Source organism: Acinetobacter sp. CIP 101934 (assembly GCF_000369585.1).
Lineage (GTDB): Bacteria > Pseudomonadota > Gammaproteobacteria > Pseudomonadales > Moraxellaceae > Acinetobacter > Acinetobacter schindleri.
On the sequence record NZ_KB850093.1, the window covers coordinates 48118 to 74138 of the forward strand.

Genomic DNA, 26021 nt, shown 5'->3' on the forward strand with positions numbered 1-26021 from the left:
TAACTTCATAACTTCATAACTTCATAACTTCATAACTTCATAACTTCATAACTTCATAACTTCATAAAAAATTAGGTGGTGTTTTAAAAAGTATGCTGAAAAAAATATGGCTTTTGATAGAATAGAGGTATGAAAATAACGCTACAAATTAAATGTCCTACCTGTCTAAGTAATAATATAAAGAGAAATGGCATCAAAGTAGATGGGAAACAAAACCATCAGTGCAAAGATTGCAAACATCAGTTTATTGGTGATCATGGATTAAGCTATCAAGGGTGCAACTCAGGTATTACGAACCTTAAGTGAATCGACCTATCAGATTCGTCCTAAACAAAGTCACTACGAATGTCTTGAAGTCGATGAGCTTAGGAGAAGCTGTAATTTTTCGAAAAAGTTAGATAATCACTTTAAGGCTTTCGATTTAACCTTCTTCTACATCAATAATGGCTGCATTTAATCCCAGTATAATTTTTGAAACACCACCTGAAATCAATCATTATTTGTGTGGGTGGTCGAGCTCCGCTTGGGCAAAAAAAGCTTCTGCTTTACGAAGAATTTCATTCGCCCGTTGCAGTTCTTTATTCTAGTTTTCAAGTTGTTTGATACGTTGCTGATCTAAATGCATTTGATGCCTGGCACGAAGTTTTTCAGGAGTACAGCCAATCTTGCGAGAAATTGTTGTGATTGCAATTCAAGTCGAGGGATATAGTCTTTTTCGGGTTTGACAAGTAAGCGAACTGCTCTTTCTTTGATTTCAGGGGTATATTTGGGTTTTGTCATCGGAACCTTCTCTCAAGAAAAGTTGTCTCCAACAAACCCGGTACGGTTCAGTAAAAGAGCTGTCCAAATCACATTGCAGCCCATTAACATAGCTAATTTCATTTTTTATGTAACTGGAATACAAAGGCCCTTGTTTTAACAAGGGCCTTTGTATTAAATTTATTGGCGTTACAGTTAAATGATATTACCAGTATCTTTTAACGAAAGATCTGTAGAGCGGAAACTCGTACAGATAATCACCAGAGGCTTGTAACTGCCAGTTCCTCATATTTTAAGGAAATTATTCTTTTGTACAACCGTTTATATGTAAATTTTTTTGTACACAGTCTAATTTTTTGAGAAATTGCTTTGGTTTCAATGCCTCAGATATAAAAAATTTCGTTAAATGTGCTTCGTCATACAATTTAAACCCATCGGTTCGTTCACTACGTCTGTACAAAAGATTAAGTTTGTAAGTGCAACTGTTTATATGTTGGCTTGATCTTCTTCGTGGCTTTGATGTGCAGGTGGATAAGTGACGGCAGGCATCAAAGGCTAAAGATTTTATAATCGCTTTCCTATCTGAAGAATTGCACTGGGGAAAGGGCGCAGGGAATACGTTGGTCGATTGTTTAAGTGGCATGTTGGGTAGTTCCCTCGCCGAGATAACAAGCCAATGAGAGAGAAAGGCGTGTGCGGGTGGATAGTTAGATCCAAAATACTCTCTTGCGACTCAGACTAAACGCAATCTGAGCGTGTCGATTGAAAGCGAAAGGCGGCTCCATACCGTGAAGAGCGACAACGGCAATATTCAAATACCTGTGTCAATTTTTATTGGCGAAGGTAGGGTGAATATTGCCGAAATCTGCTCAGGACTCTCCACCCGTGATGAGCATCGCGAATCATGGGTGGAGAGTCCTGAGCAGATTTCGAGCATTAATAATCCTGTTGATAAATCATAAAAGCCCAACGCTTGTGTGTTTGGCTTTATCAAATCAAATTGCAGGAGCTTATCCCTAAAACTGTCGTATAACAGCCGCAGTGATAATACCAGTCCCTATAGCAACTAGAGGTTTTTTGAAAATCACCGCTGTTATAGCTGTCGCTAATAATGCACATCGAGCACCAAGATCCCCCTCAATTGCAATTGGAGCCAATATAGCGACCAATACAGAAGCTGACATTGCGCTAATAAAACGTTGTATTCGGTCATTGATTGGGATAAAGGACATGATGAAAACACCACCCCAACGGGTGGCCAATGTTACAAGTGCCATAATGAAAATAATAAGTCCTACCGACTGTGTACTTATCTCTAAATTCATGCCTGTTTGTCCTTTAATAGCATACCAACAACGCCACCTACTAAAGCTCCAACAACAACATGAGAGTTTTCAGGTAAGTACCAATAAGCAAGTAATGAACTTATAGCTGCTGCTATCCATATACAGATAATTCTTAAATTTTTCTGCCCCCCAACAACCATTGACAGCAGAAAACAAGCCATAACCATATCTAGACCAAAATGGGTTGGGTTTTGAATAACACTACCAAAATATAAACCCAAACAAGTCCCTATTACCCAGAATAGCCATAGAGCAATTCCGCCACCAAATAAAATTCCAAGCCCTTGTTTTTGATTTTGAAATGCTTGTTGAGCGAATGCCCAATTCGCATCAGAAATGACTAATAGAATGCTATATCGTTTGAGTGGCGATAGATTCTTTAGCCAAGGGTATAAAGATGCACCCATTAAAATATGTCGTGCATTAATGAAGAAAATAGTCACTAGCAGAGGAATTAAAGACACACTTTGTCCCCATAATTCCAATGTGGCAAATTGAGCAGCGCCCGCAAATACAAAGGTACTCATCGAAATGATAGATAAAGGATCTAATCCAGTCTGAATGGCAGCTAATCCAAATGCAGCACCAAAAATTGCCACAAAAATAGAAATAGGAAGCAGACTTTTGAATCCTTTCCAGATAAGGTCATTATTCAATTTGCTAAGTTCTTGGTCTATGTTTGACACAACAGATCCTTGATATGAAAACCTTTTAAAAATAAAGGTGAGAGAGGAATTAAATTTTATAATCTATTTGAATTTATAAAAGCGAATAATTCAGTAGTATAGTATTCGTTTATCAAATATTAAAAGGTAGCGGTGAGTGCGTGATCTTCAAATTGATTGGCTAAAATGTTTCTTAGCTGTGGTTGATAAAGGCTCACTTTCAAGTGCTGCACCTGATTTAAACCGCTCTCAATCGGCTGTAAGTATGCAACTTAAAAAATTAGAAGAGGCCTTGCAATGTGAATTGGTTAAAAGATCAAGTAGACAGCTTCAACTGACATCACAAGGGGAGTTGCTTTTAGGTTATGCGAGAAGAATGATGGCTTTGCATAATGAAATACACAACGCCTTTCAGAATACAGAATTAAGTGGGCGCATAAGATTAGGTGTTCCTGATGACTACGCATCAACTTACTTAACACCAGTGTTAAAGAAGTTTTCTACATTACATCACAAAGTTGAAATTGAACTACATTGCGAGCAATCCACATCCCTTATTCCTCGTATTGAATCTGGTGATCTAGATTTAGCTTTAATCTCTAGAGAGCATTCACGCCAAGGAACTTTATTGTTTTATGAACCTCTTGTCTGGGTAGGTTCACCTCAGTTTGAAACTTGGAAAACAAGTCCTCTGAAAATTGCAGTATATGAAGATACAAGTTTAGCCAAACGTAATGCTATTCAGTCTTTAGCCCTCCAGGGGAAAACGTATCGGGTTGTATATAATAGTTCTAGTCTAGCAGGACAAATTGCTGCTGTTGAAAGTGGCTTAGCAGTCGCTGTATTCACACGTTGTAGTGTGCCACCCCATTTGAAAATTCTAGGTGCTGAACATGGGCTAGGACCACTAAAACCAATGCAAGTAGCAGTTTATCGAAGTCAAAAATCTCTAGAGTTTGAAGCTGTAAGCTATTTGCAGGACTTATTAATATCAACATTGAGAGAATCAATTGTATAAATAAAATGAGAAATTATCTTTATCCTACATTTAACTTGTCAGAAATTATTTAAGTGTCCAAGTAGAATAAGAATCAATGTCCAATGTTATGTGCGATTGAATGTTCAATTAAATAAGAATATCCAAACTTTCTGAGTCAAACCATTAATGAAGTATCCATACCGCCATATTTAGCACGCTATTTATAGAATGTAGCATTGCTCATGCCATGTTCACGGCAAAGAGTAGCGACAGGTGTACCAGATTCCGCCTGTTTCAGAATGGACATGATTTGACTGTCAATAAATTTAGATGTTTTCATACAGAATTTCCTGCTTGTATCTTAAGAGAAAATTCTACTTTTAGATCCTTTTATTTTTAGGAGGGGATTACCATCTGAACTCTTTAAAAGCAGCCTATGCAGAAATTTCTTGTTTGAAAAAGGCTGCTGCGTAATAAGTATTAATAAAATTTATGTATTAATTTCATAAGACAGAATAATAAATTTAAAAAATTGTGATGCACTTCACATACTGTCCGTTTCTAACAAAAACAAAAGTGTTACATCCCCAAATTAAAACGTTACATGTCACGAGTTAAACCTGAAATTTGAAAGATAGATGTGTGTTATTTTTCTTCATTGTTAATTATTAATTAATTGATATTTATCTAAAATATTATTTTATTTAGCAGGGGAAACAAATTCATTGAAAATAAGAATACGATGCTGAAAACGATATAAATTTGATGAATAACTCAAAAATAAATAAAAAAACAAACCTCAACACATTTTTTAAAGAAATCTGCATAATTTCAAGCCAATTTCAAATTTTTTAAGATTTTTTAGATATAAATCTATATCAATGAACATTAATTCGAGATTGAACGCTGATTTACAACTCGTTTCCGTTTGAGAAATAAAGTAACTCTTTCAAAAAAATAGATGATTTCGTTCAAAAAAAATCGAAATTCGACGGATGGGATTTGAATTTTTTAATTCCTTTATGCTTGGGATTCAGGAGGGGAAATTGTTCTTAAAAAGAGCAGTTTATTAAGCAAGCCTACCTGTAGCTACAAAAAAAACTGCTGCGCAGTTTATTTTTGGTACGCAACAGGGCTTGTTAGGGGCGACCCCCTAAGACCCCAAAAAAACACCCTTTAAGCTGAGGCAAGTAATGAAGAAACCTAAACGTGACATTATTAAAAGACTCCGTTTTCTGCCCGCGCAAGCCGTACAACTGGAGTGGTTACTTAAAAAACAAAATGTCATTTTTACTGATTATGTACATGGTTTGATCAGATATGAGTTTCAAAAAAATATCCATGGCGTTTTAGAACAACAGAAAGAAGAGGAAGGGAGTGTTAATTTCAGAAAACGAAGACGAGGTGAAAAAAGTATTACTCGTCCAGCTCCAGCCATGGATCCACTCTTTCTAAGAGAGGTGGGCAGGATCGGAAATAATGTGAACCAAATAGCCCGCTCACTCAATTTTTTGTGTCTGGCTCAACAAAACCAGATACAACGATTTTCATTTTTAGAATGTGTGGAAATTTTGGAGCTTATTCAGATTGAGCTACATCAATGCCTAGATGCTATCCATCCTTATAAGTTATCAGATCAGGCATATAAGAAACAAAAAGACCGGGCGATTAAAATTGCCACGGATACATCGAGATAATTTATGTTGATCAAATTTTTGAATGTGGGAACAGGAGACCCGGGCAAAGCTGCTTCTTATGTTTTAGGCGAGAAAGATCATCAAGGAAACATGAGGGCAGGGGTGCAGATCTTGCGAGGTGATGCTGTCAGTTTTACTGCTTTGGCACGAAGTGTCCCATTTCAATATTGCTACACCTCAGCCGTGATTGCATGGTCACCCGAAGACCGGGTCACTGATGAACAGCTTCATGAAGTTTTAGATGTATTTGAAGAGCATGCATTTGCAGGTTTGAGCTCAGAACAGTATCACATGACCGCTGTTATGCACCTGGAAGATGACGGTTCGCGGCATCTACATATTCTTGTACCACGCGTTGAACTGACATCCGGCAAGTCTCTAAATATAGCCCCACCCGGCCACCACCATTATTTTGATCCTTTGCGAGACTTTTTTAATTACAAGTATGAATGGGCAAGGCCCGATGATCAAAAGAGATCAAAGGAGGCAAAATTATCAAATCATATCCATTTGCAAAATGCTGCTGCTGTCAAAGCCGGTCTGAAAGATGAGCCCAAAAAGACACGTGTTGAACTGATCAATCAGTTTATTGAACAGCGGATTTTATATGGGGTGATCAACAACCGGCAGGAGTTACTTACTTCATTGTCTGAACTTGGTGAGATCACGAGGGAAGGGCAGACGTACATTTCATTAAAAACAGACCAGGCAACAGATCGCTTAAGAGAGACTTATTATCATGACGGATTTTCATTCTCTGATTACAGAGAAAATCAAACAGGAACAGAAGCAGTTAAAGGACCACCAGGAGGCAATGAAGAATATTCAAACCAGCTCAAAGAATATATTAGCGAACTTAAGTCAGTTAGAAAAAAACGTTTTAAATATAACCAGAAATATTACCCCGCTACTTATAGAGGCAGAGGAGGAGCTGAAACTCAGCCAGCAGAATCACGAGAATTTGAAAACTCAGCTCAAAAAAACGATTCTCGAAGGTCAGCAGCTGGATATGGAGTGGACAGCTTTGCAGTGCATGAACCAGCTGCAGTTCGACGACATCAAAATAGTGATGAGGCAGCAGAAGCAGCAGCACGAAATTTATCAGGCAGACATGATAAAGAGTACAGAGTTAATGAACAGAATACTAAGCAGAATGAAAAGCAATACCGAGACTCTTCAACAGTTATATCTGGAACAGCAACAAGATGGCTTGCAAAAATTGCTGGAAATCAGGACAGCATGCCAGAAAATGCTGTGGTGCATTTTGATATTCGGCGGGTTCAGCACCCTCTCATTTCTAAACCTTTTTATATAAGCTCAGGAGAACAACATGCGAGAAACTCCGCTACACCAACTGAAAACTCAAATGATATGGGCACTGAAGAACGAGATTTCATTACAAGCCCAACACCTTCAAGAATATCAAGCAATAAAGCAGAGCTTGTTGAAAACGCAAGAATTGCAGAAAAATTATCAGCAGAAATTGCTGCAAGAAATAGAGTTATTGCAGCAAGAATTGAACAACAAAAACGAGATGCTGCAAAGCTATCAACAGAAATTATCAAAAGAAATCATATCGACCGAATTAGACAATATTTTAGTCAATTTGGAGCCAGAATTACTCACGGTCTTAAGCAATTATTTGGGCGGTCCCAACCTTCAAAAACTTATACAAGAGGAAATACAGAAAGCAATACAACCGCATATGAGCTCATTCCGACAATTGGACTCAATCGACTGGTCAAACATACAAGACGTCTTTTCTCTACAAAAATCACTCCAGCTCATCTTGGACGACTTCAAGAATATGAACGACAGGCTCAACAAACTCTTGAATTAATAAATCAAAAAATAGAGCGACAAGCGATTAGTATGTTTCTGCTCAAAATGCGGATGCAGAATCCGGACTTGTACTTAAATCTAGCGATAGATGAAGCAAGATCGGCAGAAAAATATTTAACGCGATTGACTGCAGTAAATGCGTCAATTGATGACCCGATTTTATCTGTGAGAATATATGTTCAGCGCGTGAAAAACAGCCTTTTCTATCTTGAAGGAGAGCTATCTAAAATGGACAGGCACGACTTGGATAACATGAAGGGTCTTTGCAAGGTTATAGAACATCAAAGTGAAATGCTAAAAAGTTATAAAGCTATAAAAAGGTATCCCAGGGTACTCATAGATCGTGAAGTTAAAGAGCAAATTTATATATCCATTAATAAGTTAGAGAAACATATCTCTATTCGCGAGAATGAGTTGAAGAGGACTGCTGTTCATCATCATGAATCATTGAAATCAGTATTAGAGGTAAAACAGTCTAAAAAAGATAATGGGTATGATTATGATCCATTTTAATTAATGATATTTATACCTATTTTCAATATCTTAATACCGATTTCTATAAAGGAAGAGCTTATAGAAATCGGTATTAAGGTATTTTAACTTTTTTAATCCGAAAACTTGATGAGTGGAAAAGTATGACCGACAAAGTATTTCGAATTTAAGCATTCAATATCATGAATGAAAAGGTATGAAAGACAATATAAATCAATAATTTATAATAAAATTTGATTATTTTAAATACACCAATCATCCTTTAGAGTGGAAAAAAAGACCGACAAGTATCTGATGAGTGGAAAAGTATGACCGACAACAATCTGTATGAGCATAAAAGTAATATAGATATTTAAAATCAATAACTTATATTTTTTATTGCTGATTTTTCAATATCAAGTTGATTCGAAAGTGAAAAGGTATGGCCGATAAAGTATTATAATTTTAAGCATCAATATCATGAGTGGAAAGGTATGACCGACAATATAAATCAATAACTTATAATGAACTATGATTATTTTAAATACACCAATCATCCTTTAGAGTGGAAAAAAAGACCGACAAGTATCTGATGAGTGGAAAAGTATGACCGACAACAATCTGTATGAGCATAAAAGTAATATAGATATTTAAAATCAATAACTTATATTTTTTATTGCTGATTTTTCAATATCAAGTTGATTCGAAAGTGAAAAGGTATGGCCGATAAAGTATTATAATTTTAAGCATCAATATCATGAGTGGAAAGGTATGACCTACAATATAAATCAATAACTTATAATGAACTATGATTATTTTAAATACACCAATCATCCTTTAGAGTGGAAAAAAAGACCGACAAGTATCTGATGAGTGGAAAAGTATGACCGACAACAATCTGTATGAGCATAAAAGTAATATAGATATTTAAAATCAATAACTTATATTTTTTATTGCTGATTTTTCCATATCAAGTTGATTCGAAAGTGAAAAGGTATGACCGATAAAGTATTATAATTTTAAGCATCAATATCATGAGTGGAAAGGTATGACCTACAATATAAATCAATAACTTATAATGAACTATGATTATTTTGCATAAACCAATCATCCTTTAGAATGGAAAAAAAGACCGATAAATATCTCATGGGTAAAAAGATAGGTAGAAGCGTCATTAATAATGAAGGCTTAGAAAATCTCATGTTTAACTCGCGCTAAAATGCAGGATGAGTTAAATAACCACAATAAAAACTGTAATAATGATGCGATTCCTGAAGGAAAATGGCCGAAAACCTACCCTTTCTGATTCTTCGACGGTAATGTCGATTAATGGAGACTTTCAGGCTATTGCTTTATCTTTGGGGCAAACACTTCCTTCTGTACTTCTTGCAGAATTACACGATGATTTGGCATTTGAATTACAGCAAATTACTTTGTACGACGACACAGGATCAGTTCTGCAGTCTCTGAAGAATGCAGGCTATTCTCTGGTCCTCTGTTCAAATACCGCAACACCCTATGGAGAAGTAGTTGCAGATCTTCTGCCTGAGATGTTGATGGTCCACAAACAGTTGGTATGCATGCCCGTCTCATCAATCGTAAGGCTGGACAATGCTTGCAGGACGTATTGCCAGACTTGCTATGAACGCAGGTTTAATCAGGAAAAATAAATAATCTAAGGCCTTTAAAATTTAAGCTTTAAATTCGCTGCTATTTTTTCAATAAGCTCTTCTGGTACAGCAACTGCTTTTGCTAGCATATCCCATTTGGTTGCCACTTCAATAGTATGTTCCAGCACACTTAAAACATACCTAGGCGTGAATTTTCGGTTTAAAGACTGTACCGACAGTATGTCTTCTAAATTAAAATTCTTGCGCTTTCCATTAAGAGACATCCAGTGTAAATCTCCCATAAAAGATCCAGGTGCATAGCTGTATGTCAAATCATAAGCAGGGGCTAGTTGCCATTTACGATCTCGTAATATGAACGAGAAGTTTTTAGCATGGTCATCCAGATTGCGGGTCACAATATTGAATATCATACGCTTCAATATCTGATCAGCCTCTACAGCTGTCATTTTTAACTCATTCAGTAATATAAAAAGTTGCTCATAAGAAAAAGAGCCTGGCGACTTATAGTCAACATGAGCCAAAGCACTCAGTGTTTGTACATGTAATTTTTCATTTCCAATTCTGTCAAATCGCTGAGTCATGAAATGTTGGCTGTTACCTTCATTCAGTAAATAACAAGGCATCATATCAATGCCGCAGAAAATCGCCATTTGATGATAGACATATTCGACCGCACTCAAACCTGAGCCATTGATGGTTTCTCTATCTATATTTCCTTCACGCAGGCTATCAAATTTCACTAGATAATGCTTATAGCCAGGTGGAACATTTGTCTGTCCTGGAAGAACTTTTTTGAAATCTTCATTAAATGCCAGGATAGCTTTTGGTCTTTTACCACCGGCACTGGTAGCCACTCTGACAAGCGGCAAAAATATCTTGCAGTCCATTTCATGCCTATAATCTGCAGACAAGATTTTCTGGGTAGTTGCTACCAGTTCCTCAATGTGTACTGGATCCTGGGTATTCAACTCTCCGCGAGCTTTTGCAGGTAAGAATTCAAGTGCGCCCATGCCACGTTTGCCTATATAGCGTAGCTGATCAATCGGATTGATAGGAAGAGAGTGATCACCTTTCAAAGCTAACCAGGCATTTAAGATACGATTACCGAAATCATCTGGAAGGGAATCAGTCAGCATCCCAGGCAAGCCTTTAAAGGACTCTGGGCTTAAGGTATCAAAGCTATATATATAATTTTCACGTAGCGGCATCATCAATGGAGACAGTTCAATACCGGTTTTTACAAATTCAGGTATATACATAAAGGTACACTGACCGGTTGATGGGTCAACGCTTAATGCTCCTACATCCTGTCCCTGGTAAACTACTTTTAGTGTCTTTAAAATCTTCACCATCCGATATCTTCTTTATCTTTATTCTCTGTCTGAGCCGATGCTGAACCAATATGTGAGCCTGATGCTCTTTTACGTATTCGCCCTTTGAGTTTGAATAGCTGGATAGGTGATACCTGTTGTGGTGGTAGCAGATGATCGAGTTGCTCAGTATGTTCCAAGGCTATCAGGAGAGCCATCAAATCTTGCACACTTCCCCGACCCAGTTCCAGATTTTTGACTGAATAACGGCTAATCCCTGCAGATAAGCCGACCTCTTGCTGAGTAAGATTCAAGTTCAACCGCGCCTGTTTTAATCGGCTCCCCAGTTCTTTTCCCATGGCATCAGGTGTTTTTAAGCTACTGAATTTCATTGTGTCATCATCTTGTAGAGCTTTAAAAGTATTAATCAGCTCATAGTTTTAGCTGTTTAAGTATTTATTTCATTATGATTAAAAATTTAAGCATAAACCAATTTTTTAACGAGCAATGCTTAAAAAATTAATCATTATCAAAAGAAATATATTTTCTAGATTATCTATTTCTCAAAAAATAATTTTTGCTTAAATAACTAGATCTATCTAAACCATTGGTCAGAAAGTTAAAAAAATGGCGTCATTTTAAGACGCCCAATTGATTTTAAAAGGATTATTTTATTTGTATGAAATTTCCCATATCTCTACAATCTTGATTAATGTAACAAAAATCAAAAAGGTAAGCAGAATATGGCAAATTCTCATGGGGGTTTTCGTGCCGGTGCAGGCAGGAAGAAATCTGAAGAGACTAAAGTGATTCGTGTGCCAGAATCACAGGTTCTTGATATCAGAGCATACTTAAAGTCATTAAAAAAAGGAAATGAAATTAGTGATATCCGCCAGTTTGATCCTGTCACAAAAATGGAAATACCTCTTGTAATTGAGCGGGTTCAAGCCGGATTTCCCTCACCAGCTCAGGATTATATTGATAAAAAACTAGATCTGAATGAATTCCTGATTAACAATGCCAATGCCACTTTTATTGTTCGTGCGAATTCTCTTTCCATGCTAAATGCAGGAATTGACATTAATGATGCCCTGATCGTAGATCGCAGTATTGAAGCCCAGCACAGAGATATTGTGATTGCCTGTATCGATAATGAATTTACCGTGAAACGGCTCATCGTTGACTTAAAAGGCTGCTGGCTAAAAGCAGAAAATGATGAGTATCCAGATATCCACCCCGAAGAAGGACAACAGTTCGAGATCTGGGGAGTAGTCACTAATGTAATCAAGAAATTCAGATGAGCTATACGAAAGAAATATATGCGCTCATCGACGTAAATAACTGTTATGTCAGTTGTGAGCGGCTTTTCAATCCTAAACTGAAAGATGTAGCGGTTATTGTGCTTTCCAATAATGATGGCTGTGTAGTCGCTCGCTCTCAGGAAGCTAAAGACCTGGGTATTAAAATGGGCGTCCCCTTATTCCAGATCCGCGATACTGTAGAGCGACACAATATTCAGGTACTTTCCAGTAATTATGCTTTATATGCAGAAATGTCACATCGGTTTCATTCCATTCTGGCTGAATATGTGGCACCTGGTGAGCAGGAAGTCTATTCGATTGATGAGTGCTTTCTAAAGGTCACAGCCTATGCTCATAACTATAACCTGGTCGAATATGCCCAGCATATGAGGCAAAGAATTTTACAATGGATCGGCTTGCCAGTATGTGTGGGTATTGGCCGGAGTAAAACAGAAGCCAAGCTGGCCAATCATATGGCAAAGAAGGCGAAACGGTTTAATGGCGTTTGTGATCTTGTATCTATGGATCCGTGTCACAGAGATTACTTTTCAAGTCTGATCGACGTTTCGGAAGTCTGGGGAGTCGGCCGAAAGCACAGTAAAAAACTGAATAGCCTAAGCATCAATACAGTTCTTGATTTGACCCGGTCTAATCCACATCAAATGAGGAAACTATTTTCTGTTGTAATGCAAAAGACTGTAATGGAGCTACAGGGAATTTCCTGTATAGAGCTGGAATCATCTCCACCTACCAAAAAGCAGATTATCTCTTCTCGATCATTTGGTTCACGGGTAACGGATATTGAAGCTTTATCGGAAGCGATGAGTGATTACCTGCAGAATGCAGTTAAACGGTTAAGAGAAGATAGATCCTTATGTGGCTGTATGATTGCATTTGCCCAGTCTAATCCGTTCGATCAACATCGGCCTTTCTACAATAAATCGGTCAGTATCGGCTTTCCGGAACCTACGGACTCTGCCATTGTAATGAACAGGGTCTTGATGAAGCGTATGCATGAATTATTCAAGGAGGGGATAGAGTTTAAAAAATGTGGCGTGATTCTGACTGCGATTGAATCGAAACAGAGCTATATCTATGACCTGCTCTCGGATAGCTCAAAGATTGAGAAAAATGAAAAATTGCAGAAGGCGATTGAGGAAGTAAAAGTCAAATTTGGGGATAAGAAAATAGCAATTGGACCATGCAAGATGCACAGCCGTGCATGGGCAATGTCCAGAAAGAATTTGACTCAAAACTATTTTAGCTGGGATGGGATGCTGACTATCAATAAGTAGTTTTAAAAGCTATGAATAAAAAGTACACTGAATATACGGCTCATAATATGAGCTGATTAACCCTATTATTCGGCTCATTCAGAATGAATAAAGAAACCTGAAATGCAAAAATGGATCTGGCAAAGAAAAAACTGGACAGAATTTAGATGGCAAGATGGTCTGATCTTGCCAAAGACCAGACTTATTCATAAAAAGATGGGAGTTATTCTGGGCCAAAGCCAGTGTACGCTTGATATAGAGAATTGGTTTATTGAAAACCTGGTAAGGGAACTTGGGGCTTCTTTCGCTATAGAAAATGAGAGCTTAAATGGCTCCCTTATATATGCTTCTCTTGCCGAATCTTTTGAGATCAAGGGTGGGCAATCCTGTAGAAAGGATACTTATTATGAAAATTTGGGAAACCTCATATTTGATCTGTTAAACAATACAGAACTTCCTCTAACTTTTGAGCGTTTGATGCAATGGCATCAATGGCTGTTTAGCACTCCTCAAGGCAAAAGCCAAGACTTGCATGTTGGCGAACTAAGACGTCCCGGAACTATTATGCAGGTTGTTTCTGGCTCTGCTGATTACCTGAATATACATTTTGAGGCTCCTCCACGAAATGGATTAGAAGAACAATTAAAGGCATTTATTGAATGGTTTAATGACAGTAGAACAGATGTACTACTTGATCCACTCTTGCGTGCAGCGATAACCCATTTGTGGTTTGTGACGATGCATCCGTTTGAAGATGGAAATGGCCGTATGACTCGACTGTTAACCCATTTAGCATTGGCTCAGGTGGATCCATCAAGTATCCGTTGCTATGCGATGTCACCAATAATCTTTGTCAGGCGTGAAAGTTATTATGAGATTCTTGAACGGTCTCAAAAGGGGCATACAGATATTACCGGTTGGCTGGTATGGTTTCTCGATACTTTGGATGAGAGCCTTGAGGTTACTTTAAAACATATTCAACCAGTTTTATTGAAGAATCAGTTCTGGCAAAAAAATGCGAATCTTGATTTGCATGAAAACCAGCGTGAAGTCCTGGATTATTTAATAGATAAAAGTGCAAAGGGGCATGAATCTGAGGTGAGTGCAGCTGAATATCAGAAGATAGCCAAAGTAAGTAAAGCAACGGCAACACGCCATTTAACTGATTTATTAGATAAAGGTTGTCTTATCAAACTAGAAAGGGGCGGACGCAGTACTCGCTATCAGCTGTCCTGTTAATAGCCATATACGAGGCAGCTAGAATAATTATTATAGGTAACGTCTGAAAAGCCACCAAAACTTCACACATCATCATTTTTTGATGGGTCTGTTCATTATCTAATGGAAAGCGCTAACCACTGAAACCATTGCTGCATTTTGCATTGTAAAAAACTTGAATATATTCAAATAAATCAAAATCTGCTTCAGTTCTTGATTTATAAATTTTCTGCTTGATCCTCTTTCGCTTGAACAATTAAAAGAAACTCACAGCAACAGCAATTTTAACTAATTAAAAGGTCTCCACAAAGTCGGTGACTATCCAGGTCATGTAATACCACTCTAAAACATTATAAGAAATCTTCATTCTTTCAACTCAAGCCAACATTTTTTTCCTAAATCTCACCATTGGAGAAGTCATTTTTTTGAATTTAGTAGACTCCAAAAAGAGGCTCTTTAAAGCTTTTTAATGGATAGAAATTTATAAAAATTTCTAAAAAATTCAGGCAGGAATAAAGCAGGTTATTCATGAGTTTGTATATGGATTGTTTACTTGAGCAAAAGAAAGATCACTCAATTAAATCGTATATGCCTAAGGACATTGAAGACTTTCTGATCAGAAATTTACCAAAAGTGATGCTTTGCTCATCAAGTTTAAAAACAGATAATCCGAGATCTTACCCGCTTGAAAAGTATCGCGCTTTGAAACATGAACATATTCAGCCAAATCATGAAAATATGCTGAACTTCATGATCATAGACAGTGATATAAATAGTCCTGACGCTTATCTGGACTTACCATGCCCATTTCCAAATATGGTTGTGATCAACCCTGAAACGGGTCATTGCCAATTATGGTACTTTTTAGAAAAGGGTGTTTCACGTAGCTTTAAGTCACGACGCAAGTGCCAAGACTACTATTTCAAGACTTTATTCAAACTGACAGCCATCCACAATGGTGATGCTGCATACAATGGTACGCTGGCAAGAAGTCCTTTTAATCCCAAACATATCTGTTTATACCCTCGAGTGAAGCCTTATACGCTCAATGAATTGAACCAAGGCATGGGAGTATCAAAATTGGATTATGAAAAGGATAATCCCGACAAATCTGAAGCTTTTCTGCTAATTCAAAAATACTGCCTACAAAACAAACAAATTTCTGAAACTATGGGCTTTGGCCGGAACTGCACGATTTTTGATATTTTACGGGTAAAAGCGTACAAGCTGCACGAGAAGTATGTGAGCGAAACTGACTTTGCATTCACTTTACAGGGTGAAGCCCAAGAAATTAACCAAAACTACTTTCCAAATAATTTGTTATCAGATAATGAGCTTAAGCATATGGCAAAAAGTATTGCCCGATACTGTTTTAAAAATATGCACTATCAGGAATCCGCTCCATGGTTTAGGGAACGGCAAAAAGCACGTGGGGCGCGAGGTGGTGAAGTACGATCAAGTCACTATGAAGGCGCCCGGAAAAAGTGTTTTGACCTATACATGCAAGATCCCTCTCTAAAAGCAACTGAGATCGCTCAAGCGTGTGGTGTATCAGAACGTACCATTCGAACCTACATAAAAAAAATTAAAGAGGATCAGGAACCAACTGTGGAATTAATTGATTATTCTGCTTATACAAATAAAGAACTTGCAACTCTCCTGGAGGTTTCTGTTCGTACAGTTCAGCGCAAACGTGTAGCAGCAAAGCTGGAAGCAGAAAGAGCCTTAAAACGTGCTTATTCACATACGGGATGACAAATTGGCAAATGGCCATTCAGCTAAATCTTGGTTTATTATAATTAATTTTGATATACATATTATTTTTATTAATTAATTACTAAAAATACCGTAAAGGTATATCTTATGAAACTGGATATTTTTACTGTGTGCCGAGATATTGATTTTGAACAAGTGATTTCATACTAAATAGACCTCTTTCATAAATCATTTTTTGCTCAGTTCCAAGTTGTAGATTCCAGCGATTAAATTGAATCTCAAACCAAGCCTTTTACCTCTATTTCGATAACGTTCAGCAAGGATTTTGAAGGTTTTCAGGCTGCCAAATACATGCTCAATTCCGATTCTTCTTTTATTGATTTCTTGATTATAGATTTTCAATTCAGGATCCAATTTACAGTGTCTTTTGGCTTTTAATGGCAACAGGCTATTCGGATACAACACATAAATCCCCTGATAGCCTTTATCTGCAAGGATAAAAGCCCCAAAAGGAATCTGGTTTAAATTACGTTTGAACAACTCGAAATCATGCACTGCACCGCGACTGGTACATAAACTCAGAATTTGCTGAGTTTTGTAGTGAATCATGGCCTGTACTTTAAAGGTATGGGTCTTTTTCTTGCCGCTATAGCTTTTCTTCTGTTTTTTTAGGCCTTTGGATTGGAATTTCCGTGGCATCCACGATCACAACATTCCAGTCGATGCCTTCGCCCTCGGGTAAATCTTTGGGTAAATTAAACAGATTGGACCGAATCAGGCAGTCTTCAACATGACGGACAATTCTTGAGGCTGTGGGCTCTGAAACCCCGTAACTCGTCGCAACGTGAAATAAGGTTCGGTATTCCCGCCAATAGCTCAGACAGAGCAGAACCTGATCCTCCAGGCTTAACTTGGGCGGTCTGCCTTTGGCAGAGACATGCTTCTGCAATTGCTCAACCATCAAATAGAAAGTTGACCATGAGATGCCTGTGTATCGCTTGAACTGAGGATCAGAAAGCTTGTTTGAATCGATGTATTTCATCCGCAGATTATGCACGAATGCCAAGAAATCCGAAGTGCAAATATTAACCAAAAAGAAGATCGTTTTTTGATTTATGAAAGAGATCTAATGAATAGCTTGAAAGGCACTTAAATATTCAGAAAATATTTATAAAGCTTAGGCTATATTCAAAATTAGTTATGGAACATTAATATTTGTTCAAATTAAATTTGAATTTTTACATTAGCTATAATGCATGATAATTATTATATTAAAGAATAATCTTTTGTATATAAACATTTAAAAATCAATAGTTTGAAAAAAACTAAAGATATCGTATGATACTTTTTTTTATGAGTTTTAAATATGCTAATCAGTGCTCAAGAACAAGACTACATATTGAAATCAATGGAACAATATATTTCTTCGACCCTCGGCTATACTCTTGAGAAATTAAGATTTCCCATTGATTTTGGTTTTACAGATCCTGAAGGTACTGCTAGATGTACTCTTTTTTTCTGTCAAGACTTGGACGATATCTATCTCAGATTTAGATGTTATGAAGGTGAAAAATTGATCGAAATTGCAAAAGTAGGATTTAATAAAGTCAAAAATGGTAATGGAACAGCATTGCTATTAACGTTGCTAGATATTGCTGAAAAATATGAATATGAGAGAATTTTTATTGAATCTCCAAACGAAAACAGCACAGCTTTTGCAGAAAAATTGGGTTTTGATAAGACGATGAATATAACTCCAGCAGATTTAAAGCTCAGCTTAAAAGTTCGCAGTATGAAGTTATAGTCTGACTAAAATGATACGACTCTTCTAAACTAAAAAAACTGATTTAAGCAATCAGCTTCTCTTGGACTTGGACTGCCACCACTCTCCTAGACAAATTTCGTCTATTCTTTTTGCATAGGAGAGAACATTATGAGTGGACAACGATACACCCCAGAATTTAAAGAAGAAGCTGTTAAATTGATTACTGAACGTGGATATTCTGTCACTGATGTGGCAGAACGTTTAGGTGTATCACAGCACAGCATTTATAAATGGCTAAAGGCCGTACAGCCTTTACGCAACAACCCTGATGAACATGAACTACTCGAAGCAAAGAAAGAGATCCTTCGTCTTAAAAGTCAGCTTAAGCAAACTGAAGAAGAGCGGGATATCTTAAAGTGAAAGCACTGCTTTCACGCCGCTTTGCAAGCCTGCCCGAGTAAAGTATCAGTTTATCCTTGAGTACAGCCATCAATTTAAGATTAAGACGATGTGTCGGGTTCTTAAGATTGCTCGTGCTGGCTATTATGCCTGGCTACATGAACCCGAATCAGGCAGAACAATTGAAGACAAACGGTTATTACAACTGATCCGTTCTTCTTATGATGCCAGTTATGGTATCTATGGTTATCGTCGCATCACGCTGGATCTTAAAGAGCTAGGTGAAAGCTGTGGACCGAATCGTGTGCTGAAGATCATGAAGAACAATGGCATTGCCGCTGTTCGAGGATATAAGAAGCATAAAAGCTATGGTCGTGGTCGTCCTCAGATTGTGCCACCTAACCATTTAAATCGAGAATTTGTTGTAAACACACCTGATACCTCGTGGGTGACTGATATTATCTACATCCGCACTTGGCAAGGCTGGTTATATCTGGCTGTGGTTCTCGATTTATATTCAAGGAAAGTCATCGGTTGGTCAATGAAACCTACGCTTGCCAAGGATATCGTTTTGGATGCCCTTTTAATGGCGGTATGGCGACGCAGACCCAATGAACCTGTGATCATACACTCAGACCAAGGCTCACAATACAGTAGCGGAGACTGGCAGAAATTCTGTCAGAAGCATAATTTAGTTCCGAGTATGAGTCGTAGAGGCCTTGCGCAGTATACTGCTCATGGGACAATGCTGTTGCTGAATCCTTTTTTAGCAGCTTAAAGAAGGAAAGAATTAAAAAGAGGATCTATAAAACACGAGAAATGGCGCGTGCAGATGTATTTGATTATATCGAGATGTTTTACAATCGAATCAGGCGTCATTCGCATCTCGATGGGATGAGTCCAGAAGCCTTTGAGGCAGCTTCAAAATGAGGCCGTCTCGTGTCTAGGATACTGGGAGCAGTCCACTCATCAACAATATGTTGATTGATCTCCTGGCAACAATGGCTCGCCTAGACAATGAGAAACGTATAGAACGTATTAAGCAGGGCCTGACACGTTCGGGTTACAAGCCAACAGGTAAGAAAGCCAATGAGGCTAAGCACAAACGAATAAAAGAATTGCTAGCAGCTGGCAATATGACTAAGGAAGAAATTGCCAAAGCAGTGAATTGTGGAGTTGCAACTGTCTATCGAGTTGCTAAAGTTATCTAAAAGGGGCTTAACCGCCATTATGTTAAATAGGGCTTGTAAAATTATTCTTCAATAGAATTTCCATCAAGGTCATATAGCTTTACCTCTCTTGCACCAGTATTAAAAAATAACTCCTTAAAAGCTCGTATTTCAATCTTAGTTAAACTACCTTGTATCGGCTCCATTATTTGGACAATCGTAATAGGAGCTGTAAACTTGAAAAAAGATAAACCGTTAGAATGGTGTCTCATTAAAGCTTTTAATGTTGTTGTAGCGCTTTCAAAATCTGCCAAAATCATTCTTGGATGATCATAAGGTGATTTAGGAATTTCAGTTGCTTTGGCTATGCCATTCTCTGCCATCAAACTTATACGGTTTTTATAAAAATGTACCCATATCGCTTTAGGATATTTTTTTAAATCGTCTCTTATCATTTTAGTTCTTAACTTGGATGCTCATTTAATTATAAATATATATTTTTTTTAATTTCAATTGGATAATTCTTAATTTCTTCTAAAATTAACATAATACGGATTATGCGAAGTAGACTTGTAAGCCCAAAGTAGAAATGTCCGGTTTCTCCAAAGTAAAAATGTCCGCTTTTAGAATATGCGCTTTTGCAATTTTCTTAGCGGACGGTTTGATATGTTGGTGTCTATGTCGGATAAAGAACTTAAACGATTGTCGGTCTTGCAGGAAATCTGTGATCAACGCATAACCCAGTCCCAAGCTGCTCAGCTACTTCATATTTCAGAGCGTCAGATCAGACGTTTACTGCAGAAATACAAAGCTCAAGGCCCAGCTGCATTAGCCCATGCCGGTCGTGGTCAAATCAGCAATTTCAGGCTTCCTGAAGAGCTCAGACTCAAGTGCCTCAATATTGTTTCTGATCAACTGCATGGTTTCGGACCCACTTTAGCGCATGAAAAGCTCACCACCGTTCATGGCTTTGATATTTCAGTGGAAACACTGCGTTCCTGGATGATTGCAGCCGATTTATGGATTCCTCGCGCCAAGCGTCTGAAACGCCCGTATCAGCCTCGTTATAACCGGGACTGTTATGGTGAACTGATTCAAATTGATGGCTCACACCATGACTGGTTTGAAGGTCGAGCCCCTAAATGCTGTCTGCTGGTATTTATCGATGATGCCACAGGCAAATTACAGCATTTACGCTTCTGTGAGTCGGAATCAACCTTTGACTATATGATTTCAACACGTTTGTATGTTGAGCAGCATGGTAAGCCTTTAGCCTTCTACAGCGATAAACATTCAGTCTTCAGGGTGAATCAAAGCAGTAAGAAAGACACCAAGATTACCCAGTTTGGGCGCGTACTCAGCACCCTGAATATCGATATTATCTTCGCTAATTCACCACAGGCCAAAGGCCGTGTAGAACGAGCCAATAGAACGCTTCAGGACCGTCTGATCAAAGAAATGCGTCTGGAAGGCATCAGTTCGATTGCCGAAGCCAATGCCTGGCTACCCTGCTTCATTGAGCAGTTCAATCAGAAGTTTGCCAAGATGGCCTTTAATCCCAAGGATCTACACCGGACTGTCACTGAAACAGCCGAAGAATTAGATGATATTTTTACCTGGCGTGAACCCCGCAGAGTCACGAATAGCCTGACGATCACTTATGATAAATGCGTATATCTCCTGGAAAACACGGAAGAAAACCAAAGATTGATTGGTAAGTATCTTGAGTTTCTGGAATACCCGGATAGTACAGTCGCGATTGAATATCAGGGAAGAAAAATCAATTACAGCATCTTCGATAAATTAAGTCAGCTCAACCAGCGAGAGATTGTTGAAAATAAACGTTTGGGTTCTGTATTAGCCCATATTCAACAGCAGCATGAAGAACTAGAACAACAAAATAAACGCAATCGTTCTCAAAAGATGCCAAGCAGACGTGCACAGAAAACAGCAATTCAACAACGAAATCTAAATCCTGTGCTTGACTTGGAAATGTCTGTATAGGACATTTCTATTTAGTTTTAAGGTAGGACATTTCTACTTGGGAATAACAAGACTTGTAATGCAATTTGCATTACACTATTCCTAGTACATTAAATACTTGGGAAATATGATGGCTACTGTTAACTTCAGGGTCGATGAAGCCCTTAAAGAAAAATCTTATTCAATCCTTAAAGAGCAAGGTATTGCACCTACGGATTTCTTCACTAGTATTCTTGAGTATGTTGCTACGACTGGGAAACTGCCTGTCAAAAAAGCTTTGCTTTCGGAAGAAGATGAAGAATTATTAGCTCTTGTCCGTAAGCGCATTAATGATCCTAAAGAGATGTTTGAGGAAGTCACATTAGATGACTTATAAGCTTTTACGTCACAAGGACTTTACAGCAGAATGGGAAAAACTCCCTGTTGCTATACGAGATCAATTTAAAAAGAAACTAGCCAAAGTCATAGAGCAGCCACATATTCCAAAGAATATGCTTAGAGGCGATCTTGCAGGTTGCTATAAAATCAAATTATTAAAAGCTGGTATCCGACTTGTCTATCAAGTTAAAGATGATCAGGTAGTTATCCTGCTCATTACCGTCGGAAAACGAGCTGATAGCATAGTTTATGACGAAGCGAAAAAGCGAATTAAAGACTAAAAATGGGAGCTTATAGCTCCCATTTTTGCCTTCGTATAAGGTGTATTATGTTAATTTTAGAGAAACTACTAAATTATATTGAGTTGTAAATAGTTGAAATTCCGTTAAGATATATTGGATTAAATTCTATTCCTAGATAGCATTCGTGTTGACTCATCTCTCCAAAAAACTTTGGTTTTGTTTTCTTATGGTTTTTGCCATAGGATGGAGTAGTGTGTCTGTTGCATCAGTAAAGATAATGCATATCAATATGCAAACTGAAATGAGCCAAGATCATTGTTTAGATCAAGCACAGCAAGTCACTCAACATGGTATTAATCACGAAGTACAGACGAATACCGATTGCCATAATCATTTAGCTATTAATCAGAATATAGATCACAAAAAGTGTCAGGAATGTTCTAGCTTATCCTGCCAGACACAGATCTCATGTCTTCATTCTTTGCAAAGCTCGCTAGATCCCCTAGATACCTTCTATTCTATAGATCAGCCTAATTTTTATTACCTCAACCAATATCTAAATGGGTATTGGCAAGAAATTTCACGTCCTCCTAAAACTTAACCAATTTTTTTTAAAATTTATTTATTTTTCAGAAATTAAGGTTAAGTTATGTCTCATAAAATTAGTTCGTACCTATTAGCAGGTATTTGTTTTGCATCGTCGCCTTTGGTTTTTGCCGAAGTGCGTGAATATCAGCTTGTTATTGATGAAGCAGTGGTCAGCCCAACTGGAAAGCCTGTAAAGCGCATTACCGTAAATGGTCAATTTCCTGCGCCTTTGCTTGAGTTTGAAGAGGGTGATGAAGCTATCATTCGCGTGAAAAATAATTTAAAAAACCAAGATTCTTCTATTCATTGGCACGGACTGTTGTTGCCAGGCATTATGGATGGTGTACCAGGATTTAATGGTTTTAACGGTATTAAGCCTCAAAGCGAGTATGTTTATAAATTCAAGATTCGCCAAAGCGGGACTTATTGGTATCACGCTCATTCTAAAGGACAGGAACAAGACGGCTTATATGGTTCTTTTGTGATTTATCCAAAAGGTAAAACACCATTGGCAGCACATGAAAAAGCTGAACGTGACTATGTGGTGATGTTGTCAGATTTTCATGAAAAAACCAGTGATCAAATTCAGAAAGATCTTAAAATTTCAGCTGAATATTATCAAGATCAGCGTGAAACCTTGGGTGATGTTTGGAAGCAGGTTAAACGTGATGGCATAAAAGCGACATGGTCTGACCGCAAAATGTGGAATCAGATGCGTATGCTAAAAACCGACATGTCGGATGTTACAGGTTATACCTTCCTCATTAATGGCAAAACACCTGAAAAAAATTGGACAGGAATGTTTAAACCGAATGAAAAAATTCGCCTACGTTTTGTGAATGCATCTGCGATGTCTTTCTACGATGTCCGTATTCCTAACTTGAAAATGACTGTGGTTAGTGCTGATGGTCAGCCTGTGAAACCCATTTCTGTAGATGAATTCCGTATTGGTACGGCTGAAACTTATGATGTGATTGTGGAGCCAAAAGGTGGACATTATCAAATTGAAGCTGAGTCAATTGACCGTTCAGGTTATGCGATTGGTACGCTACACAATGAACTAAATCCTGTGACACACGGCATTCATATGCCTCAGCCACGTCCACGCTCGCTTTTGACTATGGAAGATATGGGACATGGTGGTGGTGATCATTCAGGAATGGATCATTCGAAAATGAACCATGGCGATATGAAAGGCACGGATCATTCACAGCATAGCGCAGTAAAACCGCAAAAAAATGATCAAGTGGTTTATGGTTGGGCAAATGCCTCTACACCTGCAGGTAATAAAGCCTTGCAATATAGCGATTTAAAATCATTAGAGCCGCAAAAAGATACTCGTGAAGCCAGCAGTGAATTGGTCGTGCGTTTGGGCGGTACTATGGAACGTTATATTTGGACCATTAACGGTAAAAAATTTAGTGATGCTGAGCCGTTAAAAGTGAAGTATGGCGAGCGTATCCGTATCAAATTTATTAATGACAGTATGATGGCGCACCCCATGCATTTACATGGCATGTTTATGCAGTTGGAGAATGGTCAAGAGTCGGTAGATATGCCGAATAAACACACATTGATTGTACCACCGGGTAAAACAGTGACTGCTTTATTAACTGCGGATGAGTTGGGCGAATGGGCAATCCATTGTCATTTGTTGTATCACATGAGTGCAGGAATGATGAACAAGTTGATCGTGGCAAATGTTAGCGATGAACAAGTGTCTACAACGCCAATTCAAGGTACAAATTCGACTCAAACTCACCAAGTAACTGAGCAAAAAGGAGCTGGACATGCACATCACTAATTTTGTATTTAAAGCGTTTTTTTCTGTTGCGGTATTGAGTTTAACAAGCTTAAGTTTGGCGCACGAAGGGCATCATTCAACTGCTCAGACTGATGGAAAAAATGTACCATCAATGAATCATCAAGCGATGTCTGAGATGGATCATTCACAGCATTCTCCACAAGAGCATGCACAACACATGCAGATGATGGGGAAAATGAATCATGCTGCACATTCAGCACCGATGAACCATCAACATGCAGGTCATCAGCCAATGCATCACAAATCAACAGAGAAACAGCAAGATCAAAAAGTACAGAAAGGAGATCAACATGCGCACCATTAATCTTTTTTCTAAAACTGTTTTAGCAAGCTCTTTGTTGATGGTCAGTGCAGTGAGTTTGGCACATAATGGTGAAGATCATAGTGCGCCTGAAAAAATGACAGTTGCTACATCTTCTAGTCAAAATCAGCCGATGCAAATGGATCGCTCTCAAATGAACCATAGCCAAATGAATCAGGCACAACATCAGGCAACATCTACGGTTAATCATTCACATCATGTACCAGATGCGAATGCTCAGCAGAGTTCGCATTATGATCATCGCTCAGAACACGGTGCGCAAATTTATGCGATTACGACAGTGGACAATAAGTGGCTTGTCAATGAAGATGGCACAGGTGATTTAAAGTCAGAGTTTGAAACCCGTATTGGCACAGATGAAAATAAGGTTTTTATTAAAATTCATGCCGATAAAGAAGAATCGCATGATGCACATTATGATGCCAAACTTTTATATAGCCGTATGATTTCAGGCACTGTTGCAAATAGAGATTTGAGTCGATGATGTTCCCTTTAAAAAGTACTTAGAGACCGAAAACCCTGTTGATTAGACACACTTCACCCTGAGGCTGACCATAATAAAATGACGATGCTTGTCCTTTACGTAGTGCACGCATGACTTCAATACCTTTAATTGTGGCATAAGCCGTCTTCATAGATTTGAATCCTAATGTGGCCCTGATGATCCGCTTTAGCTTGCCATGATCACATTCAATCACGTTATTTTTATACTTAATCTGCCTGTGCTCAAGGTCTGGTGGACATTTACCTTCCCGTTTTAACCGTGATAAAGCACGTCCATATGTGGGTGCTTTATCCGTGTTGATCACTTGTGGAATTTGCCACTTCTTCACATTATTTAACATTTTTCCAAGAAAACAATATGCTGATTTGGTATTACGTCTAGAAGAAAGATAAAAATCAATGGTATCGCCACGTTGATCGACTGCACGATACAGATAAGACCATCGTCCATTCACTTTTACATAGGTTTCATCAATATGCCACGAGCTCAGATCTGTAGGATTACGCCAATACCAGCGTAAACGTTTTTCTATTTCAGGAGCATAACGTTGAACCCAACGGTAAATAGTCGTGTGATCAACATTCACACCCCGTTCGGCCAGCATTTCCTGCAGTTCACGATAGCTAATGCCATATT

General features: G+C 38.1%; 22 protein-coding genes and 6 pseudogenes. 18 read left to right on the forward strand and 10 right to left on the reverse strand.

The window, feature by feature from the left end:
• Window positions 1-129 precede the first annotated feature (129 nt).
• Window positions 130-457 (forward strand): annotated as a pseudogene (locus F899_RS15235) (transposase-like zinc-binding domain-containing protein).
• 28 nt (window positions 458-485) lie between these two features.
• Here the strand turns inward: F899_RS15235 and F899_RS00370 are convergent.
• A pseudogene (locus tag F899_RS00370) lies at window positions 486-780 on the reverse strand (transposase); the annotation flags it as partial.
• A 734-nt stretch (window positions 781-1514) separates the two neighbouring features.
• Between F899_RS00370 and F899_RS15520 the strand changes: the two are divergent.
• On the forward strand, window positions 1515-1721 hold the full coding sequence (locus F899_RS15520) for a hypothetical protein (protein ID WP_155757022.1): 207 nt from the start codon (window positions 1515-1517) through the stop codon (window positions 1719-1721).
• 54 nt (window positions 1722-1775) lie between these two features.
• On the opposite strand, the gene F899_RS00375 is transcribed toward F899_RS15520, so the two are convergent.
• Entirely contained in the window at window positions 1776-2084 is a 309-nt protein-coding gene (locus tag F899_RS00375) for an AzlD family protein (RefSeq protein ID WP_004897618.1), read from the reverse strand.
• Entirely contained in the window at window positions 2081-2791 is a 711-nt protein-coding gene (locus F899_RS00380) for an AzlC family ABC transporter permease (RefSeq protein WP_004897621.1), read from the reverse strand. Before F899_RS00380 ends, F899_RS00375 begins: the two co-directional genes overlap by 4 nt.
• Window positions 2792-2927: 136 nt before the next feature.
• On the opposite strand from F899_RS00380, the gene F899_RS00385 reads away from it, so the two are divergent.
• On the forward strand, window positions 2928-3788 hold the full coding sequence (locus F899_RS00385) for a LysR family transcriptional regulator (RefSeq protein ID WP_004897622.1): 861 nt from the start codon (window positions 2928-2930) through the stop codon (window positions 3786-3788).
• 181 nt (window positions 3789-3969) lie between these two features.
• Here F899_RS00385 and F899_RS00390 read toward each other — a convergent pair.
• Window positions 3970-4089 (reverse strand): annotated as a pseudogene (locus tag F899_RS00390) (transposase); the annotation flags it as partial.
• An 853-nt stretch (window positions 4090-4942) separates the two neighbouring features.
• Between F899_RS00390 and mobC the strand changes: the two are divergent.
• Both mobC and F899_RS00400 read left to right on the forward strand, forming a co-directional pair.
• Complete coding sequence (mobC, locus tag F899_RS00395) at window positions 4943-5446, forward strand: plasmid mobilization relaxosome protein MobC (RefSeq protein WP_004897626.1); 504 nt, start codon at window positions 4943-4945, stop codon at window positions 5444-5446.
• Window positions 5447-5449: 3 nt separating this feature from the next.
• A complete protein-coding gene (locus tag F899_RS00400) occupies window positions 5450-7801 on the forward strand; it encodes a relaxase/mobilization nuclease domain-containing protein (RefSeq protein ID WP_004897627.1) in 2352 nt (783 codons plus the stop codon).
• 1642 nt (window positions 7802-9443) lie between these two features.
• Here the strand turns inward: F899_RS00400 and F899_RS00410 are convergent.
• A complete protein-coding gene (locus tag F899_RS00410; protein ID WP_005220185.1) occupies window positions 9444-10742 on the reverse strand; it encodes a type II toxin-antitoxin system HipA family toxin in 1299 nt (432 codons plus the stop codon).
• Window positions 10736-11092, reverse strand: coding sequence for a helix-turn-helix transcriptional regulator (locus F899_RS00415; RefSeq protein WP_005220186.1), 357 nt, complete (start codon window positions 11090-11092; stop codon window positions 10736-10738). The genes F899_RS00410 and F899_RS00415 overlap by 7 nt, the downstream gene beginning before the upstream one ends.
• 351 nt (window positions 11093-11443) lie before the next feature.
• On the opposite strand from F899_RS00415, the gene F899_RS00420 reads away from it, so the two are divergent.
• The 4 genes from F899_RS00420 (at window position 11444) to F899_RS00435 (ending at window position 16248) form a co-directional block, all read left to right on the forward strand.
• Window positions 11444-12001: a LexA family protein gene (locus tag F899_RS00420; protein WP_004897630.1), complete on the forward strand. Its 558-nt coding sequence runs from the start codon at window positions 11444-11446 to the stop codon at window positions 11999-12001.
• Complete coding sequence (locus F899_RS00425) at window positions 11998-13296, forward strand: DNA polymerase V subunit UmuC (RefSeq protein WP_004897632.1); 1299 nt, start codon at window positions 11998-12000, stop codon at window positions 13294-13296. Before F899_RS00420 ends, F899_RS00425 begins: the two co-directional genes overlap by 4 nt.
• 102 nt (window positions 13297-13398) lie before the next feature.
• Window positions 13399-14514, forward strand: coding sequence for a Fic family protein (locus tag F899_RS00430; protein WP_004897634.1), 1116 nt, complete (start codon window positions 13399-13401; stop codon window positions 14512-14514).
• A 507-nt stretch (window positions 14515-15021) separates the two neighbouring features.
• Window positions 15022-16248 carry a replication initiation protein gene (locus tag F899_RS00435; RefSeq protein ID WP_004897636.1) on the forward strand — a complete coding sequence of 409 codons (1227 nt, stop codon included), beginning with the start codon at window positions 15022-15024 and terminating at the stop codon, window positions 16246-16248.
• 189 nt (window positions 16249-16437) lie between these two features.
• On the opposite strand, the gene F899_RS00440 is transcribed toward F899_RS00435, so the two are convergent.
• Together F899_RS00440 and F899_RS15240 are read right to left on the reverse strand one after the other, a co-directional pair.
• Window positions 16438-16908: an IS5/IS1182 family transposase gene (locus tag F899_RS00440; RefSeq protein ID WP_004809604.1), complete on the reverse strand. Its 471-nt coding sequence runs from the start codon at window positions 16906-16908 to the stop codon at window positions 16438-16440.
• Window positions 16856-17251 (reverse strand): transposase family protein, encoded by a 396-nt coding sequence (locus tag F899_RS15240; RefSeq protein ID WP_008306679.1) that lies wholly within the window; start codon window positions 17249-17251, stop codon window positions 16856-16858. Before F899_RS15240 ends, F899_RS00440 begins: the two co-directional genes overlap by 53 nt.
• A gap of 324 nt (window positions 17252-17575) precedes the next feature.
• On the opposite strand from F899_RS15240, the gene F899_RS00445 reads away from it, so the two are divergent.
• The 3 genes and pseudogenes from F899_RS00445 to F899_RS00460 form a co-directional block, all read left to right on the forward strand.
• Window positions 17576-18013, forward strand: a complete 438-nt coding sequence (locus F899_RS00445; protein WP_004897640.1) for a GNAT family N-acetyltransferase — start codon at window positions 17576-17578, stop codon at window positions 18011-18013.
• A gap of 129 nt (window positions 18014-18142) precedes the next feature.
• Window positions 18143-19303: pseudogene (locus tag F899_RS00455) on the forward strand (IS3 family transposase).
• Window positions 19304-19338: 35 nt separating this feature from the next.
• Window positions 19339-19584 (forward strand): annotated as a pseudogene (locus tag F899_RS00460) (helix-turn-helix domain-containing protein); the annotation flags it as partial.
• Window positions 19585-19625: 41 nt separating this feature from the next.
• On the opposite strand, the gene F899_RS00465 reads toward F899_RS00460, so the two are convergent.
• Window positions 19626-19997 (reverse strand): hypothetical protein, encoded by a 372-nt coding sequence (locus F899_RS00465; protein WP_004897646.1) that lies wholly within the window; start codon window positions 19995-19997, stop codon window positions 19626-19628.
• Between the two features lie 223 nt (window positions 19998-20220).
• Here F899_RS00465 and F899_RS00470 point away from each other — a divergent pair, with 223 nt between their 5' ends.
• From F899_RS00470 to F899_RS00495, 6 genes and pseudogenes are all read left to right on the forward strand, one after another.
• A complete protein-coding gene (locus tag F899_RS00470; protein WP_082180210.1) occupies window positions 20221-21546 on the forward strand; it encodes an ISNCY family transposase in 1326 nt (441 codons plus the stop codon).
• A 109-nt stretch (window positions 21547-21655) separates the two neighbouring features.
• Window positions 21656-21901 (forward strand): type II toxin-antitoxin system RelB/DinJ family antitoxin, encoded by a 246-nt coding sequence (locus tag F899_RS00475; protein WP_000246756.1) that lies wholly within the window; start codon window positions 21656-21658, stop codon window positions 21899-21901.
• Window positions 21891-22184 carry a type II toxin-antitoxin system RelE family toxin gene (locus F899_RS00480; protein ID WP_004897647.1) on the forward strand — a complete coding sequence of 98 codons (294 nt, stop codon included), beginning with the start codon at window positions 21891-21893 and terminating at the stop codon, window positions 22182-22184. Before F899_RS00475 ends, F899_RS00480 begins: the two co-directional genes overlap by 11 nt.
• A 610-nt stretch (window positions 22185-22794) precedes the next feature.
• A complete protein-coding gene (locus F899_RS00485) occupies window positions 22795-24537 on the forward strand; it encodes a multicopper oxidase domain-containing protein (RefSeq protein WP_004897648.1) in 1743 nt (580 codons plus the stop codon).
• Window positions 24524-24862, forward strand: a complete 339-nt coding sequence (locus tag F899_RS00490) for a hypothetical protein (protein ID WP_004897649.1) — start codon at window positions 24524-24526, stop codon at window positions 24860-24862. Before F899_RS00485 ends, F899_RS00490 begins: the two co-directional genes overlap by 14 nt.
• Window positions 24849-25331, forward strand: a pseudogene (locus tag F899_RS00495) (copper resistance protein B); the annotation flags it as partial. The gene F899_RS00490 and the pseudogene F899_RS00495, both read left to right, overlap by 14 nt.
• 52 nt (window positions 25332-25383) lie before the next feature.
• Here F899_RS00495 and F899_RS00500 read toward each other — a convergent pair.
• On the reverse strand, window positions 25384-26021 hold a 638-nt coding region (locus F899_RS00500; protein ID WP_005220190.1), incomplete at its 5' end, for an IS6-like element IS1006 family transposase.

What these genes read in the sequence shown, in the direction of transcription:
- F899_RS00440 (WP_004809604.1), bottom strand. Translation starts at nt 16,908, where the DNA reads ATGCCACGGAAATTCCAATCCAAAGGCCTAAAAAAACAGAAGAAAAGC.
- F899_RS00465 (WP_004897646.1), bottom strand. Translation starts at nt 19,997, where the DNA reads ATGATAAGAGACGATTTAAAAAAATATCCTAAAGCGATATGGGTACAT.
- F899_RS00410 (WP_005220185.1), bottom strand. Translation starts at nt 10,742, where the DNA reads ATGGTGAAGATTTTAAAGACACTAAAAGTAGTTTACCAGGGACAGGAT.
- F899_RS00490 (WP_004897649.1), top strand. Translation starts at nt 24,524, where the DNA reads ATGCACATCACTAATTTTGTATTTAAAGCGTTTTTTTCTGTTGCGGTA.
- F899_RS00475 (WP_000246756.1), top strand. Translation starts at nt 21,656, where the DNA reads ATGGCTACTGTTAACTTCAGGGTCGATGAAGCCCTTAAAGAAAAATCT.
- F899_RS00435 (WP_004897636.1), top strand. Translation starts at nt 15,022, where the DNA reads ATGAGTTTGTATATGGATTGTTTACTTGAGCAAAAGAAAGATCACTCA.
- F899_RS00420 (WP_004897630.1), top strand. Translation starts at nt 11,444, where the DNA reads ATGGCAAATTCTCATGGGGGTTTTCGTGCCGGTGCAGGCAGGAAGAAA.
- mobC (WP_004897626.1), top strand. Translation starts at nt 4,943, where the DNA reads ATGAAGAAACCTAAACGTGACATTATTAAAAGACTCCGTTTTCTGCCC.
- F899_RS00375 (WP_004897618.1), bottom strand. Translation starts at nt 2,084, where the DNA reads ATGAATTTAGAGATAAGTACACAGTCGGTAGGACTTATTATTTTCATT.
- F899_RS00480 (WP_004897647.1), top strand. Translation starts at nt 21,891, where the DNA reads ATGACTTATAAGCTTTTACGTCACAAGGACTTTACAGCAGAATGGGAA.
- F899_RS00470 (WP_082180210.1), top strand. Translation starts at nt 20,221, where the DNA reads ATGTCGGATAAAGAACTTAAACGATTGTCGGTCTTGCAGGAAATCTGT.
- F899_RS00400 (WP_004897627.1), top strand. Translation starts at nt 5,450, where the DNA reads ATGTTGATCAAATTTTTGAATGTGGGAACAGGAGACCCGGGCAAAGCT.
- F899_RS00425 (WP_004897632.1), top strand. Translation starts at nt 11,998, where the DNA reads ATGAGCTATACGAAAGAAATATATGCGCTCATCGACGTAAATAACTGT.
- F899_RS00445 (WP_004897640.1), top strand. Translation starts at nt 17,576, where the DNA reads ATGCTAATCAGTGCTCAAGAACAAGACTACATATTGAAATCAATGGAA.
- F899_RS00415 (WP_005220186.1), bottom strand. Translation starts at nt 11,092, where the DNA reads ATGAAATTCAGTAGCTTAAAAACACCTGATGCCATGGGAAAAGAACTG.
- F899_RS00430 (WP_004897634.1), top strand. Translation starts at nt 13,399, where the DNA reads ATGCAAAAATGGATCTGGCAAAGAAAAAACTGGACAGAATTTAGATGG.
- F899_RS00485 (WP_004897648.1), top strand. Translation starts at nt 22,795, where the DNA reads ATGTCTCATAAAATTAGTTCGTACCTATTAGCAGGTATTTGTTTTGCA.
- F899_RS15240 (WP_008306679.1), bottom strand. Translation starts at nt 17,251, where the DNA reads ATGAAATACATCGATTCAAACAAGCTTTCTGATCCTCAGTTCAAGCGA.